The 14,629-nt window shown below is 74.0% G+C and carries 16 protein-coding genes; 3 read left to right on the forward strand and 13 right to left on the reverse strand.

Annotated features, from left to right (window positions below; translation table 11 throughout):
• Window positions 1-43 precede the first annotated feature (43 nt).
• Window positions 44-1,573: an FtsW/RodA/SpoVE family cell cycle protein gene (locus tag ACZ4Z1_RS05310; protein ID WP_468485420.1), complete on the forward strand. Its 1,530-nt coding sequence runs from the start codon at window positions 44-46 to the stop codon at window positions 1,571-1,573.
• A gap of 47 nt (window positions 1,574-1,620) precedes the next feature.
• Window positions 1,621-2,826: a class I SAM-dependent methyltransferase gene (locus tag ACZ4Z1_RS05315; RefSeq protein ID WP_468485230.1), complete on the forward strand. Its 1,206-nt coding sequence runs from the start codon at window positions 1,621-1,623 to the stop codon at window positions 2,824-2,826.
• A 15-nt stretch (window positions 2,827-2,841) separates the two neighbouring features.
• Here the strand turns inward: ACZ4Z1_RS05315 and ACZ4Z1_RS05320 are convergent, their stop codons facing one another.
• The 6 genes from ACZ4Z1_RS05320 to tsaB all read right to left on the reverse strand — a co-directional run bounded on the left by ACZ4Z1_RS05320 (window position 2,842) and on the right by tsaB (window position 6,449).
• On the reverse strand, window positions 2,842-3,207 hold the full coding sequence (locus ACZ4Z1_RS05320; protein WP_468485231.1) for a hypothetical protein: 366 nt from the start codon (window positions 3,205-3,207) through the stop codon (window positions 2,842-2,844).
• An 88-nt stretch (window positions 3,208-3,295) separates the two neighbouring features.
• Window positions 3,296-3,496, reverse strand: a complete 201-nt coding sequence (locus ACZ4Z1_RS05325; protein WP_468485232.1) for a hypothetical protein — start codon at window positions 3,494-3,496, stop codon at window positions 3,296-3,298.
• 67 nt (window positions 3,497-3,563) lie between these two features.
• Complete coding sequence (locus ACZ4Z1_RS05330) at window positions 3,564-3,929, reverse strand: hypothetical protein (RefSeq protein WP_468485421.1); 366 nt, start codon at window positions 3,927-3,929, stop codon at window positions 3,564-3,566.
• A gap of 126 nt (window positions 3,930-4,055) precedes the next feature.
• On the reverse strand, window positions 4,056-5,198 hold the full coding sequence (gene tsaD / locus ACZ4Z1_RS05335; protein WP_468485233.1) for a tRNA (adenosine(37)-N6)-threonylcarbamoyltransferase complex transferase subunit TsaD: 1,143 nt from the start codon (window positions 5,196-5,198) through the stop codon (window positions 4,056-4,058).
• Window positions 5,191-5,793: a ribosomal protein S18-alanine N-acetyltransferase gene (gene rimI / locus ACZ4Z1_RS05340; protein WP_468485234.1), complete on the reverse strand. Its 603-nt coding sequence runs from the start codon at window positions 5,791-5,793 to the stop codon at window positions 5,191-5,193. Before rimI ends, tsaD begins: the two co-directional genes overlap by 8 nt.
• A complete protein-coding gene (gene tsaB, locus ACZ4Z1_RS05345) occupies window positions 5,790-6,449 on the reverse strand; it encodes a tRNA (adenosine(37)-N6)-threonylcarbamoyltransferase complex dimerization subunit type 1 TsaB (protein ID WP_468485235.1) in 660 nt (219 codons plus the stop codon). Before tsaB ends, rimI begins: the two co-directional genes overlap by 4 nt.
• Window positions 6,450-6,535: 86 nt before the next feature.
• Between tsaB and ACZ4Z1_RS05350 the strand changes: the two genes are divergently transcribed.
• The gene (locus ACZ4Z1_RS05350; protein ID WP_468485236.1) at window positions 6,536-7,102 is read left to right on the forward strand and encodes a hypothetical protein; all 567 of its coding nucleotides are present in this window, start codon (window positions 6,536-6,538) and stop codon (window positions 7,100-7,102) included.
• Window positions 7,103-7,180: 78 nt separating this feature from the next.
• Here the strand turns inward: ACZ4Z1_RS05350 and ACZ4Z1_RS05355 are convergent, their stop codons facing one another.
• From ACZ4Z1_RS05355 to glmS, 7 genes are all read right to left on the reverse strand, one after another.
• The gene (locus ACZ4Z1_RS05355) at window positions 7,181-7,417 is read right to left on the reverse strand and encodes a hypothetical protein (protein WP_468485237.1); all 237 of its coding nucleotides are present in this window, start codon (window positions 7,415-7,417) and stop codon (window positions 7,181-7,183) included.
• Window positions 7,418-7,558: 141 nt separating this feature from the next.
• On the reverse strand, window positions 7,559-8,095 hold the full coding sequence (gene tsaE, locus ACZ4Z1_RS05360; RefSeq protein ID WP_468485238.1) for a tRNA (adenosine(37)-N6)-threonylcarbamoyltransferase complex ATPase subunit type 1 TsaE: 537 nt from the start codon (window positions 8,093-8,095) through the stop codon (window positions 7,559-7,561).
• A gap of 140 nt (window positions 8,096-8,235) precedes the next feature.
• Window positions 8,236-9,489: an alpha/beta fold hydrolase gene (locus tag ACZ4Z1_RS05365; protein ID WP_468485239.1), complete on the reverse strand. Its 1,254-nt coding sequence runs from the start codon at window positions 9,487-9,489 to the stop codon at window positions 8,236-8,238.
• Window positions 9,486-10,646: an alanine racemase gene (gene alr, locus ACZ4Z1_RS05370; RefSeq protein WP_468485240.1), complete on the reverse strand. Its 1,161-nt coding sequence runs from the start codon at window positions 10,644-10,646 to the stop codon at window positions 9,486-9,488. The genes ACZ4Z1_RS05365 and alr overlap by 4 nt, the downstream gene beginning before the upstream one ends.
• Window positions 10,647-10,896: 250 nt before the next feature.
• Window positions 10,897-12,324 (reverse strand): NAD(P)H-hydrate dehydratase, encoded by a 1,428-nt coding sequence (locus ACZ4Z1_RS05375; protein ID WP_468485241.1) that lies wholly within the window; start codon window positions 12,322-12,324, stop codon window positions 10,897-10,899.
• Between the two features lie 75 nt (window positions 12,325-12,399).
• Window positions 12,400-12,768: a holo-ACP synthase gene (locus ACZ4Z1_RS05380; protein WP_468485242.1), complete on the reverse strand. Its 369-nt coding sequence runs from the start codon at window positions 12,766-12,768 to the stop codon at window positions 12,400-12,402.
• Window positions 12,765-14,612, reverse strand: a complete 1,848-nt coding sequence (glmS, locus tag ACZ4Z1_RS05385; RefSeq protein WP_468485243.1) for a glutamine--fructose-6-phosphate transaminase (isomerizing) — start codon at window positions 14,610-14,612, stop codon at window positions 12,765-12,767. Before glmS ends, ACZ4Z1_RS05380 begins: the two co-directional genes overlap by 4 nt.
• Between the last annotated feature and the right edge of the window lie 17 nt (window positions 14,613-14,629).

The raw sequence follows: 14,629 nt of genomic DNA on the forward strand, positions 1-14,629 counted from the left end.
GCTCCGGCCCTCCGGGGCGCCGGAGAGCGACGCCGAGCGCACGATGACGTTCGCCGCTCTCGCCCAGGCCCCGAACCGGCGGCGTACGGAGATGTGGCTGCTCGCCTTCGCCGTACTGATCACGGTCTTCGGCTACGCGTACACCGGCCTGTCGATGAACGGCCGGCTGCCCGCCGGGCTGCCCGGCTTCGCCGCCGCCGTCTTCTTCATGGCGCTCGTCCCGCACCTGATCGTGCGCCGCTTCGCGCCGCGCGCCGACCCTCTGATCCTGCCGCTCGCCACACTGCTGTCCGGCATCGGCCTGGTGCTGCTGAACCGCCTCGACATCACGTACGCGGCCAAGCCCGGCCTGCACATGGCCCCGGCGGCGGGCGGGCAGCTGGTGTGGACGGTGATCGGGGTGGCGGTCTGCACGGGCGTGCTGATGCTGCTGCGCGACCACCGCTTCCTCCAGCGGTACATCTACCTGACGATGGCCGTCGCGCTGGTGCTGCTGATGGCCCCGGCGTTCTTCCCGGGTGACACGTACGGCGCCAAGCGCTGGATCTTCGTCGGGCCGCTGTCGCTGCAGCCCGGCGAGTTCGTGAAGATCATGATCGCGGTGTTCTTCGCGGGCTACCTGACGCTGAACCGCGACGCGCTCGCCCTCTCCGGACGCCGCGTCATGGGCGTCCAGCTGCCGCCCGGACGCCAGCTCGGGCCGATCTTCACCATCTGGATCATCAGCCTCCTGGTGCTGGTCTTCGAACGCGACCTCGGCACCTCGCTGATCTTCTTCGGCCTCTTCGTGATCACCCTCTACATGGCCACCGAACGCACCAGCTGGGTGCTGTGCGGCCTGGCCATGGCGGTGATCGGCGCCGCCGTCGTCGGCTCGACCGAACCACACGTCAAAGGCCGGGTGATGGCCTGGCTGCACCCCATGGACATCTTCCTGCCCGAGAAGCAGCGGCCGCCGGGCCTGGTCTCCGAGCAGGCCGCCCAGGCACTGTTCAGCTTCGGCAGCGGCGGCATCAGCGGCACCGGCCTGGGCCAGGGCCACCCCGAACTGATCGGCTTCGCCGGCAACAGCGACTTCATCCTCACCACCGTCGGCGAAGAACTGGGCCTGGCCGGCGTGATGGCCGTCCTGCTCCTGTACGTACTGCTCGCCCAGCGCGGCCTGCGCGTCGGCCTCACCGCCCGCGACCCCTTCGGCAAACTCCTGGCCGTCGGCCTGGCCAGCGCGCTGCTGCTCCAGGTCTTCGTCGTGGCAGGCGGCGTCACCGGGCTGATACCCCTCACCGGCAAGGCACTGCCCTTCCTGGCCAAGGGCGGCTCCTCACTCGTCGCGAACTGGGTGATGGTCGCGCTGCTCATACGCATCAGCGACAGCGCGCAGCGCCGCCGCGAGCCGATAGGGCAGCCGGGCGGGCACGGCGGGCGGCGCAGGCGGCGGGCCCGCGACGCGGTGGACCTGGACGCCACACAGGCCACACCCCGCGTGGTCGCGGCGCTGCCCGCCCCCGCCACGCCCCAGACCGGCGGACGCACCGCAGGCCACGGCCGCCGCGCCCGCCGTACGCGCGGGTAGCCCCCTCCCCGGGTCCCGCCGCTCCCGTACGCGCGCGCTGGCCCACAATGGACCAGGTGAACCAGGCGAACGACCTCGACTCCTTCTCCGCGCTGCACACGCCCGAAGGCCAGGCACTGCTGGCCGAACTGCGCGACCACGACCCGGCCGACGAACTGGCGACCGCAACCCGGCTGCGGCGCGACCACCCCGCGCCGCTGGTCTCCGCCGCACTGGGCCAGGCACGGCTGCGCCAGCGCGCCGCGGCCAAGTTCGGGGCGGACGCCGCGTGCATGTACTTCACGCCCAACGGCGTCGAACAGTCCACCCGCGGCACGGTCGCCGCCCACCGCGCCACCCGCCTCGCCGCCCTCGGCGTCCGCACGCTCGCCGACCTGTGCTCCGGCATCGGCGGCGACGCCATCGCCCTGGCCCGCGCCGGCATCCACGTCCTGGCCGTCGACCGCGACCCGCTGGCCTGCGCGGCGGCCCGCGCCAACGCGGAGGCGCTGGGACTGGCCGACCGGATCGAGGTGCGCTGCGCCGACGTCACCGAGGTGGACACCTCCGCGTACGACGCGGTCTTCGTCGACCCGGCGCGGCGCGGCGGCCGGGGCGGACGCGGCGGGCGGATCTTCGACCCCGAGGCGTACTCGCCGCCGCTGTCCTGGGCCGTACAGGCCGCCCGTACGGCGCCGCACGCGGCACTCAAGATCGCGCCGGGCATTCCGCACGAGATCGTCCCGGACGAGGCGGAGGCGGAGTGGATCTCCGACGGCGGTGACGTGAAGGAAGCCGTCCTGTGGTTCGGCACCACGCCGGGCGCACGCCGCGCCACACTCCTGCCCGCCGGCGACCACCTGCTCGGCACCGGCCTGCCCGACCCCGGACCGGGCCCCGTCGGCCGCTGGCTGTACGAACCGGACGGCGCCGTCATCCGCGCCCACCTCGTCGCAGAGGTCGCCCAGCAGGTGAACGGCCGCCTGATCGACCCCACCATCGCCTACGTCACGGCCGACGACCACCGCCCCACCCCGTACGCCACCGCCTACGAAATCACCGACACGCTGCCGTTCAACGTCAAGAAACTCCGGGCACTGCTGCGCGAACGCGGCATCGGCGTCGCCGTCGTCAAGAAGCGCGGCTCGGCCGTCGAACCCGAGGAACTGCGCAAGAAGCTGAAGCTCTCCGGCCCCCACTCCTGCGTCATCTTCCTGACGCGGGTGGCAGGCGCCCCCACCATGCTCCTCGGCCAGACGGCCCCCACGCCCTGACGCGCACCCCGCCGCCTACGCCCGGTCCGTCAGCTCCTCCGCGAACACCTGCGACAGGGGCTGCGGCCCGACGTACTGCTGGCAGGTGCACTGCCCCGGCTCGTACCTGACCGGCTTCCGCTCCTCGTCCCAGGCCGTCGGCACCTGCGTCACCTCATGGCACTTGCCCTGTTTGTCGTGCTTGGCCAGATGATGCGTACACCCGCACACCGGCTCCGGCGGCCGCTGCGCCGCCTCCAGCTCCAGCCGCTCCCGACGCGCACTCTCCAGCCGCTCCATCTTCCGCGCGTGCCGCGTACTCATCGCCTTCCGCCCCACATCGGCGACCTTGGCGAAACCCCCCGCCATGAAAAACACAAACACCCACCAGAACCAGTTCACAGCCTGCCCCTCCCCGTCACCGCATATGTCAGCTCTGGCCAGGGTATGACCTGGTGTCAGGGGTGGGGTGGGGCAGGGCGGCGCTCTTTCAGAGGCCCGCAAACGGCGGGATGATGCGCGTGACCACCACCAGCTTGCTCCGGGGAGCGGGAAGAAAGAAGAAGTATCCGCCGGCTGCATCCATCCGGCGCATCCCACCGGGGCGAGGCCCTTCGCCCATGTCAGTGATGTCGACCCCCACATCGGCCAGTTCGACGAGTTGGCCGACCAGGTGCTCGGCCTCGGCCACCACCTCGGGGGCAAGCCCCCCGTCACTTGCTGGGAGTCGGGGTCGTACTCCCACGGCCAGCGTTCCTTCAAGACGCTTCCTGCGCCACGGCGGCGTGGGCGGCGTGGGCGGCGTCCAGGATGTGCCCGAGTTCCGCCGCGGCGCTCCGGGCCTCGTCAGCGTTGTCGGTGGCCACGGCCAGGTCCTCCAGTTCCCGGAACCTGGCGGCAATCTTGGGGTGACGCTGGATGTGCACGTAGACGGCCCACTGGGTCGTGAAGCGCCGCAGCGGCAGGAGATCGGAGCCCTGCCGGGCCTGATCGGCGGCCCGGGAAAGCTCGCGGGCGAATGCGGGCAGGGCGGCGGGGGCGATCTGCGCCACGGCATCACGCAGCAGCGTGATCGACGCCGGCGGCTGTGGGATGAGGGGGCGCTCGGAGGCACTGCCGGTCATCGATTCTCCCATGGGCGGGATTCTGGGCCGTGGGCCCAGAGTAGCCAGCGGGAACCGGGATGCTTCATGCGAACGAGTGGCGCGGCATGTGCCGGGAAGCCTGCCGCAGCGCCTTTCCCCACGCCCCTACGAGTACAAGTTGTCCTTGCTCAACTCGTGAAAGTGGTCATGGTCGTGGCCGTGTCCGTGGCCGTGTCCATGAGGGTGGTCGGCATGGTCGTGGTCCGGTCCCGGGACGTGCGGCTGCGTCACCGGGAGGGAGGAGTCGGCCGGGAGGTCCCAGGCGGAGGCGGGGCGGTTGCGGGCGACCATTTCGGCGCCGAGGGCGGCGACCATGGCGCCGTTGTCGGTGCAGAGTTTGGGGCGGGGGACGCGCAGGGTGATGCCCGCGTCCTCGCAGCGGCGCTGGGCCATGGCGCGGAGGCGGGAGTTGGCCGCGACGCCGCCGCCGATCATCAGGTGGTCGACGCCGTTGTCCTTGCAGGCGCGTACGGCCTTGCGGGTCAGGACGTCGACGACCGCTTCCTGGAAGGACGCCGCGACGTCCGCGACGGGGACCTCCTCGCCCGCGGCCCGCTTGGCCTCGATCCAGCGGGCGACGGCGGTCTTGAGGCCGGAGAAGGAGAAGTCGTAGGCCGGGTCGCGCGGGCCGGTCAGGCCGCGCGGGAACCTGATCGCCTCCGGGTCGCCCTCGCGTGCGTAGCGGTCGATGACCGGGCCGCCCGGGAAGCCGAGGTGCAGGACGCGGGCGACCTTGTCGAACGCCTCGCCCGCCGCGTCGTCGATGGTCGAGCCGAGCGGGCGTACGTCGGAGGTGATGTCGGGGGCGAGCAGGAGGGAGGAGTGGCCGCCGGAGACCAGCAGGGCCATGGTCGGCTCGGGCAGGGCGCCGTGTTCGAGCTGGTCGACGCAGATGTGCGAGGCGAGGTGGTTGACGCCGTAGAGCGGCTTGCCGAGGGCGTACGCGTACGCCTTGGCGGCCGAGACGCCGACCAGCAGGGCGCCCGCCAGGCCGGGCCCGGCGGTGACCGCGATGCCGTCCAGGTCGGATGCCGCGACGCCGGCCTCCTTCAGGGCGCGCTGGATGGTGGGGACCATCGCCTCCAGGTGCGCGCGCGAGGCCACCTCCGGGACGACGCCGCCGAAGCGCGCGTGCTCGTCGACGCTGGAGGCGACGGCGTCCGCGAGGAGCGTGTGGCCGCGCACGATGCCGACGCCGGTTTCGTCGCAGGAGGTCTCGATGCCGAGGACGAGCGGTTCGTCAGCCATGGGTCCGGGTTCCTTGTGCGGGGGGTGGGGAGGAGGGGGAGGAAGCGGGGGTGTCACCGGCCGGTCCGGGGGTGGAATCGGCCGGGGATTCGGAGGGGGACACGGTGGTACGGCGCATGACGAGGGCGTCCACGTTGCCCGGCTGGTAGTAGCCGCGCCGGAAGCCGATCGGCTCGAAGCCGAACCGTTCGTACAGGCGCTGCGCCCGGGTGTTGTCGACGCGTACTTCGAGCAGCACCTCGGCGCACTCGAAGGCGGTGGCGGCGGACAGCAGCTCGGTCAGCAGCCGGGAGCCGAGGCCGGTGCCCCACTGGTCGCGGGCGGTGGCGATGGTCTGGATGTCGCCGGTGCCGTCGACGGCGGCCAGGCCGCCGTAGCCGACCAGGCGGCCGTCCAGTTCGGCGACGAGGTAGCGGCGGTTGGCGGCGGGCCCGCGCGCGTGCGCCAGCTCGGACCAGAACATGCCCGCCGACCAGGCGTCCTCGGGGAACAGCTCGCGCTCCAGGTCCAGCACCGGCGCGATGTCCCACCAGCGCATCTCGCGGAGTACGGCGCCGTCCCGCGCACCGTCCCCGGCTGCCGGCCGCGCGGTCATTTGGGGGTGACCACCTTGTAGTTGGCGGGGACCTGCGCGTCGGGGCGGCGCAGGTACAGCGGCCGCGGCGGCAGCATCTCCTCGCCGCGCGCCAGTTTTTCGGCGGCGAGCGCGGCGAGCGCGCCCGCGGACTGGTGCTCGGGGCCGCCGTCCCGTACGCCGGTGAACGTGCCGGCGTACAGCAGCGCGCCCGCGCCCACCGACGGGAGCGCGCCGGCCTCGTCCGCGATGTCCGCGGGGCGGTCCACGGCGGGCTCGGTGAGCCGCGTGCGGGCGTCGGCGTAGCGCGCCCAGTAGACCTCCTTGCGGCGGGCGTCGGTCGCCACCAGGAACGGCTCGTCGAGCCCGGCGGCGTACGCGATGCCGTCCAGCGTGCACAGGCCGTGTACGGGCACGTCGAGCGCGGCCCCGAACGTCGCGGCCGTCACGAGGCCGACCCGCAGGCCCGTGTACGGGCCGGGGCCGACCCCGACGACGATGTCGCTGACCGCGCCGAGTCTCACGCCGGCCTCGGCGAGCACCCGGTCGACGGCGGGCAGCAGCAGTTCGCCGTGCCGGCGGGCGTCGACCTGGCGCTCCTCGGCGAGGACGCGGGAGCCGTCGTGGACGGCGACGGTGACGGCGGGGGTTGCGGTGTCCAGAGCAAGCAGCAGCACGCCTCCAAGACTACGGCGCGGCTGCGGGTGCCTTGCCGGGTGCTACCGTCACCCGTAGTCACGCGCGTACGAAAGGTGGCACGGCGGTGTCCGCAAAGAGCAGCTCGATCGTCACCGCTCTGACCACGGCTGCACTCGCCGCCGTCGGTTTCCTGGCCTACCAGGCGTCCGCCTCGGCGCCCGACCACACCACCGCGGCCAAGCAGCCGTCGGCCACCGCGAGCCCGGCCCCGGGCAAGGGCGAGGACGGCGCGGACAAGCGGAAGGCCGAGGTGCCGGTCCCGCCCGACTCGGGCGAGGGCGAGCGGGTCGTCTACTCGCTGGGCGCGCGCCGGGTGTGGCTGGTCACGGCGGACGGCAAGGTCAAGCGGACGTACGAGGTCACGCCGAGCACGGTCAGCCCGGCGCCGGGCACCTACAAGGTCAACGGGCGGTCGCTGAAGGTCGCGGGCTCGGACGGGGTGCCGATCGAGCACGTGGTGCGGTTCACGGTCGCCGACGGTGTGGTGATCGGCTTCAGCGCGGCGATCGACGGTTCGATGCCGGATCCGGGCGCGACGAAGAAGACCGGCGGTATCCGGGAGTCGCGGGCGGACGGTACGGCGATGTGGGACTTCGCGCTGCACAAGACGAAGGTCGTCGTCGTCAAGTGAGGCGGGGCGGCCTCCGGTAGGGCGGCGGGCAGGCTCCGGTAGGCGGGTACGCCCGCGCGCGCCGTTCGCGCGCCCCTTCTACGCCGCGTCGCGCGTCCCGTGCGGACACGGACCAGCGTCCTCCGCCGCGGCGTCGCGCACGTCGTCCGGCGCGTCCTGCGGCTCCTGCTCGTCCTCCTCGGCGCGGGACGGCGGCTGCGGGGGCGTGGACACCGCGCTGGCCGCGGCGCACGCCGCCAGCAGCTCGTTCATGGTCGGCGACGGTTCGGCCGCGCCGTTGCGGACCGCTGCGGTGGCGGGCTGGTGGGCCGACATGGATGCCTCCCGTGGCTCCTGGGCAAGCGGGCGTAGTTAGGCAGACCTAACCGGCTCTCTCTTCACCCATGTGACCACGTCCGGCGCCGCGCGCGCAACATCTTCCCGACGGCTTGTCGGAAACTACGGTACGGCCGCGGCCTACTCCCCGGCCAGCACCGAGAGATCCGCCGCCGCCCAGCGCGGTCCGACGCCACGGACCGTGACCTCCCGCACGTCGTCCTCGTCCCCCGGCTCGCCGTCGCCGGGAGCGGCGGGCGCGTCCGCGCCCACGGCGCGCTCGATGACCACGTGGAGCCGGTCCTCGGACAGTTCCTCGACCTTGCCGTCGCCCCACTCCACGACCACCACCGACTCCGGGAGCGACACGTCGAGGTCCAGGTCCTCCATCTCGTCGAGGCCGCCGCCGAGCCGGTACGCGTCCACGTGCACCAGGGCCGGGCCGCCGGCCAGCGGCGGGTGCACCCGGGCGATCACGAACGTCGGCGAGGTGACCGCGCCACGGACGCCGAGGCCCTCGCCCAGCCCGCGGGTCAGCGTCGTCTTGCCCGCTCCCAGCTCCCCGGTCAGCAGCACCAGGTCCCCTGGGCGCAGCAGCCCGGCCAGTGTGCGGCCCAACTCCTGCATCCGCTGAGGTGACTTGACGGTTACGTGCTCGATCGTCTCGGTGGCGCTCATGCGCCGATGGTACGGCGCACACAACCGGCATTCCGAACCCGTCCGCGGCGGGCGGACACCGGAAGGCCGGTCCACACCCGCGGCGGGCGGCCGCCGCGAGCCCGGCCCACGCCCCCGCGGGCGGCCGCCGCGAGCCCGCCCTACGCCCGCGCCGACCGCGCCGCCGCTGCCGTCGCCGCCGCCCGCTCGATCAGGGTCTCCAGGTGGCCGGTGACCACCTCGGGGCGCTCCAGCATCACCAGGTGGCCCGCTCCCGCCTCGCACACCGACTCCGCGCCCGGCAGCAGCTCGGCGATGGCCTCGCTGTGGTCGGACGGGGTGATCAGGTCCCGGTCGCCGGCCAGCACCAGGGCCGGTACGGGATCGAACGCGGCCAGCGCCTCGGTCTTGTCGTGCACGGCGAAGGCGGGGAAGAACTCGGCGACGACGTCGATCGGGGTCGCCTCGATCATCCGCTCGGCGAACCGCGCCACCCCGGGGTCCACCTCTTTCGGCGTACCGAAGGAGTAGCGCTTGACCAGCCCGGCGAAGAGGTCGGCGGTCGCCCGGCGGCCCTTCTCGACCAGCTCGCTCTGCGCGCCCAGCGCCTTGAGCACGCCCGGCGCCAGGCGGTGGAACGCCTTGACGCCCAGCGACGGCAGCCCGAAGGCGACCTCGCTGAGCCGGCCCGCCGACGTGCCGATCAGGGCCACGCCGACCACACGCTCCGCGACGTACTCCGGATACTGGTCGGCCAGCGCCATCACCGTCATCCCGCCCATGGAGTGCCCGACCAGCACGATCGGCCCCTCGGGCACGGCGGCGTCCAGCACCGCCTTCAGGTCCCGGCCGAGCAGCTCGATGGTGACCCGCTCGGTGCCGTCGCGCTGGGCCCGGCCGCGCTCCGAGCGGCCGTGGCTGCGCTGGTCCCAGTGGACGCTGCGTACCGCGCCGCGCAGGGCCGCGCGCTGGAAGTGCCAGGAGTCCTGGCTCAGGCAGTAACCGTGACTGAAGACGACCGTGGGCGCCCCGGAGCGGCGTCCCAGCAGGCCCAGCAGCCGCTTGCGGCGCGCGCTGCCGGTTCCGCCGCCCTTGCCGCCCTTGCCGTCGGCCGGCTCGTCGATCTCGTAGTGCAGCTCGGTGCCGTCCTCGGCCACCGCCGTGCCCGGCGTGCCGCGCAGCGTCCCGTACGGGCCCGCCGCGTCCAGGGCGAGCCGTGCCTTGCGCCGTACGCCCCGGCCGACCGTCAGCCGCTCGATGGCCACGCCCGCCGCGGCGCCCGCGGCGACCACGCCGATCGCGGCGCCCGCGAGGCCCGCCTGGCGTCCCGCCCGGGTCCAGTTGCCGGCCGTCGTGGCCGCTTCGGCCGCCGCGTCGATCGCGGCGTCGGCGGCCGCCCCCGTCCTGTCGCTCATGTCCCGCTCCCCGTGTCCGCGCGCTCACCGAGATAGACGCGTGGCACCCGGGTACCGATCCGCGTGACGATCTCGTACCCGATCGTGCCCGCCGCACGCGCCCAGTCCTCGACGGTCGGCTCACCCCGGTCCCCAGGGCCGAACAGTACGGCCACGTCGCCCTCCTGGGCCGGGTCCCCGCCCAGATCGACCACGAACTGGTCCATCGCGATGGTTCCGGCGACCGTCCGCCACTTGCCCGCGACCAGCACCGGCCCGCTGTTCGACGCATGGCGGGGGATGCCGTCGGCGTAGCCGACCGGGACCAGGGCGAGGGTGGTCCCGCCGGACGTGGTGTAGCGGTGCCCGTACGAGACGCCGTGACCGCCGGGCACCTGCTTGACCGACGCCAGCGACGCCTCCAGCGTCATCGCGGGCCGCAGTCCGAAGTCCTCCGGGACGCCGATCTCCGGGCTGGGCGAGACGCCGTAGATCCCGATCCCGGCGCGCACCAGGTCGAAGTGCGCGTGCGGGAGGCTGAGCAGCGCCGGGGTGTTGGCGTGGTGGCGCACCTCCGGGTCAAGACCCGCCCGGCGGGCCACCGCGTCGGCCTCGGCGAACGCCGCGAGCTGGGCGTCGATGGAGGGGTGGCCGGGCTCGTCGGCGCAGGCGAAGTGCGACCAGACGCCGGTGACCCGTATCGCGCCCTCGGCCTCGGCGGCGCGCGCGGCGGTGACCAGTTCGGCCCAGTCGGCGGGCTGGCAGCCGTTGCGGCCCAGCCCCGTGTCGGCCTTGAGCTGGACGCGGGCGGTACGGCCGCACGCCCGCGCCGCCGCGGTCACCTCACGCAGGGCCCACATCCCGCTGACCGACACGTCGATGTCCTGCTCGACCGCCTGCCGCCAGGGCCCGCCGGGCGTCCACAGCCAGCACAGCAGCCGGCCGGTGTCGCCCGCGGCCCGCAGCGCCAACGCCTCCTCGGGGAGCGCGGTGCCCAGCCATGCCGCCCCGGCCTCGCGGGCGGCCCGGGCGCATCGGACCGCGCCGTGGCCGTACGCGTCGGACTTCACCACGGCCATCAGCTCGGCCCGGGGCGCACGGTCCCGCAGCGCTCGCACGTTGGAGCGCACCGCGTCGAGATCGACGGCCGCACGGGCCCGCATGACTGCATGGTTCATCCACCCAGTGTCGCAGAACGGGGTGTTGGGGCACGGAGAGGCAGGTGCGCGGGGGTGTGGGGAAGGGGCCCGTGCCCCCGGCGTACGGGGCTGCCCGACGCCCTCGGAAGCGGCCGGCGCCCCCTCTCAGGACCGGCCGGCGCCCTCGGAACCGCCGGGGCGCCCGCCCGCCTCAGGACCGGCCGGCGCCCGCCCGCCTCAGGACCGGCCGGCGCCCGCCCGCCTCAGGACCGGCCGGCGCCCGCCCGCCTCAGGACCGGCTGATGTCCCGCCACGCCTCCCCCAGCGCCCCGGCCACGTCCGTCGCCAGGATCGGCGCGCCGTCCGGGCCGCCCGCCAGGCGGGCGGCCAGGCCGTGCAGGTACGCGCCCACGGCGGCCGCGTCGCGCGCGGGCAGGCCGGTGGCCAGCAGCGATCCGGTCAGCCCGGACAGCACGTCGCCGCTGCCCGCGGTGGCCAGCCAGCCCGTTCCGGTGGGGTTGGCGCGTACCCGGCCGCCCGCCGGGTCGGCGACGAGCGTCGTGGAGCCCTTCAGGAGGGCGGTGGCGCCGTACCGCTCGGCCAGTTCCCGTACCGAGCGCAGGCGGGACGCCTCCACGTCCGCCCGGTCGGTGCCGAGCAGGGCGGCGGCCTCTCCGGCGTGCGGGGTGAGCAGGGTCGGCGCGCCACGGCCGCGGACGCGCGCGGGGTCCAGGAAGCGCAGCCCGTCGGCGTCCACCAGGACGGGTACGTCCGAGTCGAGGACGTCCCCCATGGCGTCGCCGTCGTCGCCGATGCCGGGGCCGATGACCCAGGACTGGACGCGGCCCGCCTTCGAGGGCGGCCCGGCGTGCACGAGGGTTTCCGGGAACTGTGCGAGGACGGCGTCGGCCGCCGGGCCGACGTACCGTACGGCCCCCGCGCCGCCCCGCAGCGCCCCGGAGACCGCCAGCACGGCGGCGCCCGGATAGCGCGCGGACCCTGCGACGACGCCCACCACACCGCGCCGGTACTTGTCGCTCTCCGCCGTGGGGCGGGGCAGCAGCGCCGCCACGTCCGCGTACTGGAGCGCCTCGGCCGTCGCGTCCCCCGGCAGCTCCAGGCCGATGTCCACCAGCCGCAGCGCGCCCGCGTACTCGCGCGCCGGATCGATGAGCAGCCCCGGCTTGTACGCGCCGAACGTCACCGTCACATCGGCCCGTACGGCGTCCCCGGGCACCTCCCCGGTGTCCGCGTCCACGCCGCTCGGCAGGTCGACGGAGACGGTCACGGCCTGCCGCGCCGCACCGGCCAGCCGGGCCGCCTCCGGGCGCAGCCCGCCCTTGCCGCCGATGCCGACGATGCCGTCCACGACGAGGTCGGCCCGCGCGAGGTCGGCCAGGGCGTCGCCGGACACCCGGCCGCCCGCCGCGCGCAGTGCCGCCAGGCCACCCGTGTGGGCCCGGTCAGGGGACAGCAGGACGGCGCGTACGCCCGCGCCGCGCCGGGCCAGCCGGGCGCCCGCGTACAGCGCGTCGCCGCCGTTGTCGCCGCTGCCCACGAGCAGCACGACCCGGGACCCGTACACCCGCCCCAGCAGCTCCGCGCAGGCCACCGCGAGACCGGCGGCGGCCCGCTGCATCAGGGCACCTTCGGGCAGCCGCGCCATCAGGTCCCGCTCGGCCGCCCGTACGACATCCACGCTGTACGCAGTCCTCATGCCCCCAGTCTCACCCCGGACGGCGCGGGCATTCCTCCCGGCTCGCCCGGCAGCCGGACCGCGTACGGCCGCCGCTCACCCCTCCGCGATCACCACCGCCGACGCCACCCCCGCGTCATGACTGAGCGACACGTGCCACGACCGCACGCCGAGTTCCGCCGCCCGCTCCGCGACCGTGCCGCGGATCCGGAGTATCGGCTGCCCGGAGTCGAGCACCGCCACCTCCGCGTCCGTCCACCGCAGCCCGGCGGGCGCCCCGAGCGCCTTGGCCACCGCCTCCTTCGCCGCGAACCGCGCGGCGAGCGAGGCGATGCCCCGGCGCTCGCCGCTGGGCAGCGTCAACTCCCGTTCGACGAACAGCCGCTGGGCCATGTCGGGGGTGCGCTCCAGCGCCGCCGCGAACCGGTCGATCTCGGCGACGTCGATCCCCACCCCGATGATCATTCGACGGTCACCGACTTGGCGAGGTTGCGCGGCTGGTCGACCTCGTTGCCGCGCGCGGTGGCCAGTTCGCAGGCGAAGACCTGGAGCGGCACGGTGGAGACCATCGGCTGGAGCAGGGTCGGCGTGCGCGGGATGCGCACGAGGTGGTCCGCGTACGGGACGACCGTCTCGTCGCCCTCCTCGGCGATGACGATGGTGAGCGCGCCCCGGGCCCGGATCTCCTGGATGTTGGAGACGATCTTGTCGTGCAGGACGGACCGGCCACGCGGCGACGGTACGACCACGACGACCGGCACGCCTTCCTCGATCAGCGCGATCGGCCCGTGCTTCAGCTCACCCGCCGCGAAGCCCTCCGCGTGCATGTACGCGAGCTCCTTGAGCTTCAGCGCGCCCTCCAGGGCGACCGGGTAGCCCACGTGCCGCCCCAGGAACAGCACGGTGTTCTTGTCCGCGAGGCTGCGCGCCAGCTCCCGTACCGGCTCCATCGTGCCCAGGACCTGGTCGACCTGCGTACCGATCGCGGCCAGTTCGCGCACCACCGCGCGGATCTCGTCACCCCACTGGGTGCCGCGCACCTGGCCCAGGTACAGCGCGAGGAGGTAGCAGGCCACCAGCTGCGTCAGGAACGCCTTGGTCGAGGCGACCGCGACCTCGGGCCCGGCGTGCGTGTAGAGCACCGCGTCCGACTCGCGGGGAATCGTCGAGCCGTTGGTGTTGCACACCGCCAGCACCTTCGCGCCCTGCTCACGGGCGTGCCGGACGGCCATCAGGGTGTCCATCGTCTCGCCGGACTGCGAGATGGCGACGACCAGTGTGCGCGGGTCCAGGATCGGGTCGCGGTAGCGGAACTCGCTGGCCAGCTCCACCTCGCAGGGGATGCGGGTCCAGTGCTCGATCGCGTACTTGGCGATCATTCCGGCGTGGAAGGCCGTGCCGCAGGCCACTATCACCACCTTGGTGGCCTCGCGCAGCACCGTGTCGTCGATGCGGACCTCGTCCAGCGAGAGCACCCCGGACCCGTCCACCCGGCCCAGCAGCGTGTCGGCGACGGCCTTCGGCTGCTCGGCGATCTCCTTGAGCATGAAGTAGTCGTAGCCGCCCTTCTCGGCGGCCGACGCGTCCCAGTCCACGTGGTAGTGGCGCACCTCGCCCGGCGCGCCGTCGAAACCGGTGACCGTCACCCCGTCCCGGCGCACCTCGACGACCTGGTCCTGGCCCAGTTCGACGGCCTCGCGGGTGTACGAGATGAACGCCGCCACGTCCGACGCGAGGAACGCCTCGTCCTCGCCGATGCCCACCACCAACGGCGAGTTGCGGCGCGCGCCCACCACCACGTCCGGCGCGTCCGCGTGCACCGCGACCAGCGTGAACGCGCCCTCCAGGCGGCGGCACACCTGGCGCATCGCCTCGGCCAGGTCCCCGCACGAGGAGAAGTTCTCCGCCAGCAGGTGCCCGACGACCTCGGTGTCCGTCTCGGATGCCAGCGTGTGGCCGCGCTCGGCCAGTTCCGCGCGCAGCGCCGCGAAGTTCTCGATGATGCCGTTGTGGACGACGGCGACCCGACCGGCGTTGTCCAGGTGCGGGTGGGCGTTGGTGTCGTTCGGCGCGCCGTGCGTGGCCCACCGGGTGTGCCCGATCCCGGTCGTGCCGGCCGGCAGCGGACGGTCGGCCAGTTCCTTGTCCAGGTTGGCGAGTTTGCCCGCCTTCTTCGCCGCCGCGAGCCCGCCGTCGGCCAGCACGGCCACCCCGGCCGAGTCGTAGCCGCGGTACTCCAGCCGCTTCAGCCCGGTGAGCACGACGTCCAGGGCGGACCGGCCGCCCGCATACCCCACGATTCCGCACATGAGGGCAGCCTACGGGG

The sequence above is a fragment of the Streptomyces sp. NPDC030165 genome (genome assembly GCF_055573595.1).

Coding starts and splice junctions, on each gene's coding strand:
- ACZ4Z1_RS05355 (WP_468485237.1), bottom strand. CDS start 7,417: ATGTCGGCCCACCAGCCCGCCACCGCAGCGGTCCGCAACGGCGCGGCC.
- tsaD (WP_468485233.1), bottom strand. CDS start 5,198: ATGGCTGACGAACCGCTCGTCCTCGGCATCGAGACCTCCTGCGACGAA.
- glmS (WP_468485243.1), bottom strand. CDS start 14,612: ATGTGCGGAATCGTGGGGTATGCGGGCGGCCGGTCCGCCCTGGACGTC.
- ACZ4Z1_RS05310 (WP_468485420.1), top strand. CDS start 44: ATGACGTTCGCCGCTCTCGCCCAGGCCCCGAACCGGCGGCGTACGGAG.
- ACZ4Z1_RS05375 (WP_468485241.1), bottom strand. CDS start 12,324: ATGAGGACTGCGTACAGCGTGGATGTCGTACGGGCGGCCGAGCGGGAC.
- tsaE (WP_468485238.1), bottom strand. CDS start 8,095: ATGAGCGCCACCGAGACGATCGAGCACGTAACCGTCAAGTCACCTCAG.
- ACZ4Z1_RS05380 (WP_468485242.1), bottom strand. CDS start 12,768: ATGATCATCGGGGTGGGGATCGACGTCGCCGAGATCGACCGGTTCGCG.
- ACZ4Z1_RS05365 (WP_468485239.1), bottom strand. CDS start 9,489: ATGAGCGACAGGACGGGGGCGGCCGCCGACGCCGCGATCGACGCGGCG.
- ACZ4Z1_RS05330 (WP_468485421.1), bottom strand. CDS start 3,929: ATGACCGGCAGTGCCTCCGAGCGCCCCCTCATCCCACAGCCGCCGGCG.
- rimI (WP_468485234.1), bottom strand. CDS start 5,793: ATGACCGCGCGGCCGGCAGCCGGGGACGGTGCGCGGGACGGCGCCGTA.
- alr (WP_468485240.1), bottom strand. CDS start 10,646: ATGAACCATGCAGTCATGCGGGCCCGTGCGGCCGTCGATCTCGACGCG.
- ACZ4Z1_RS05315 (WP_468485230.1), top strand. CDS start 1,621: ATGGACCAGGTGAACCAGGCGAACGACCTCGACTCCTTCTCCGCGCTG.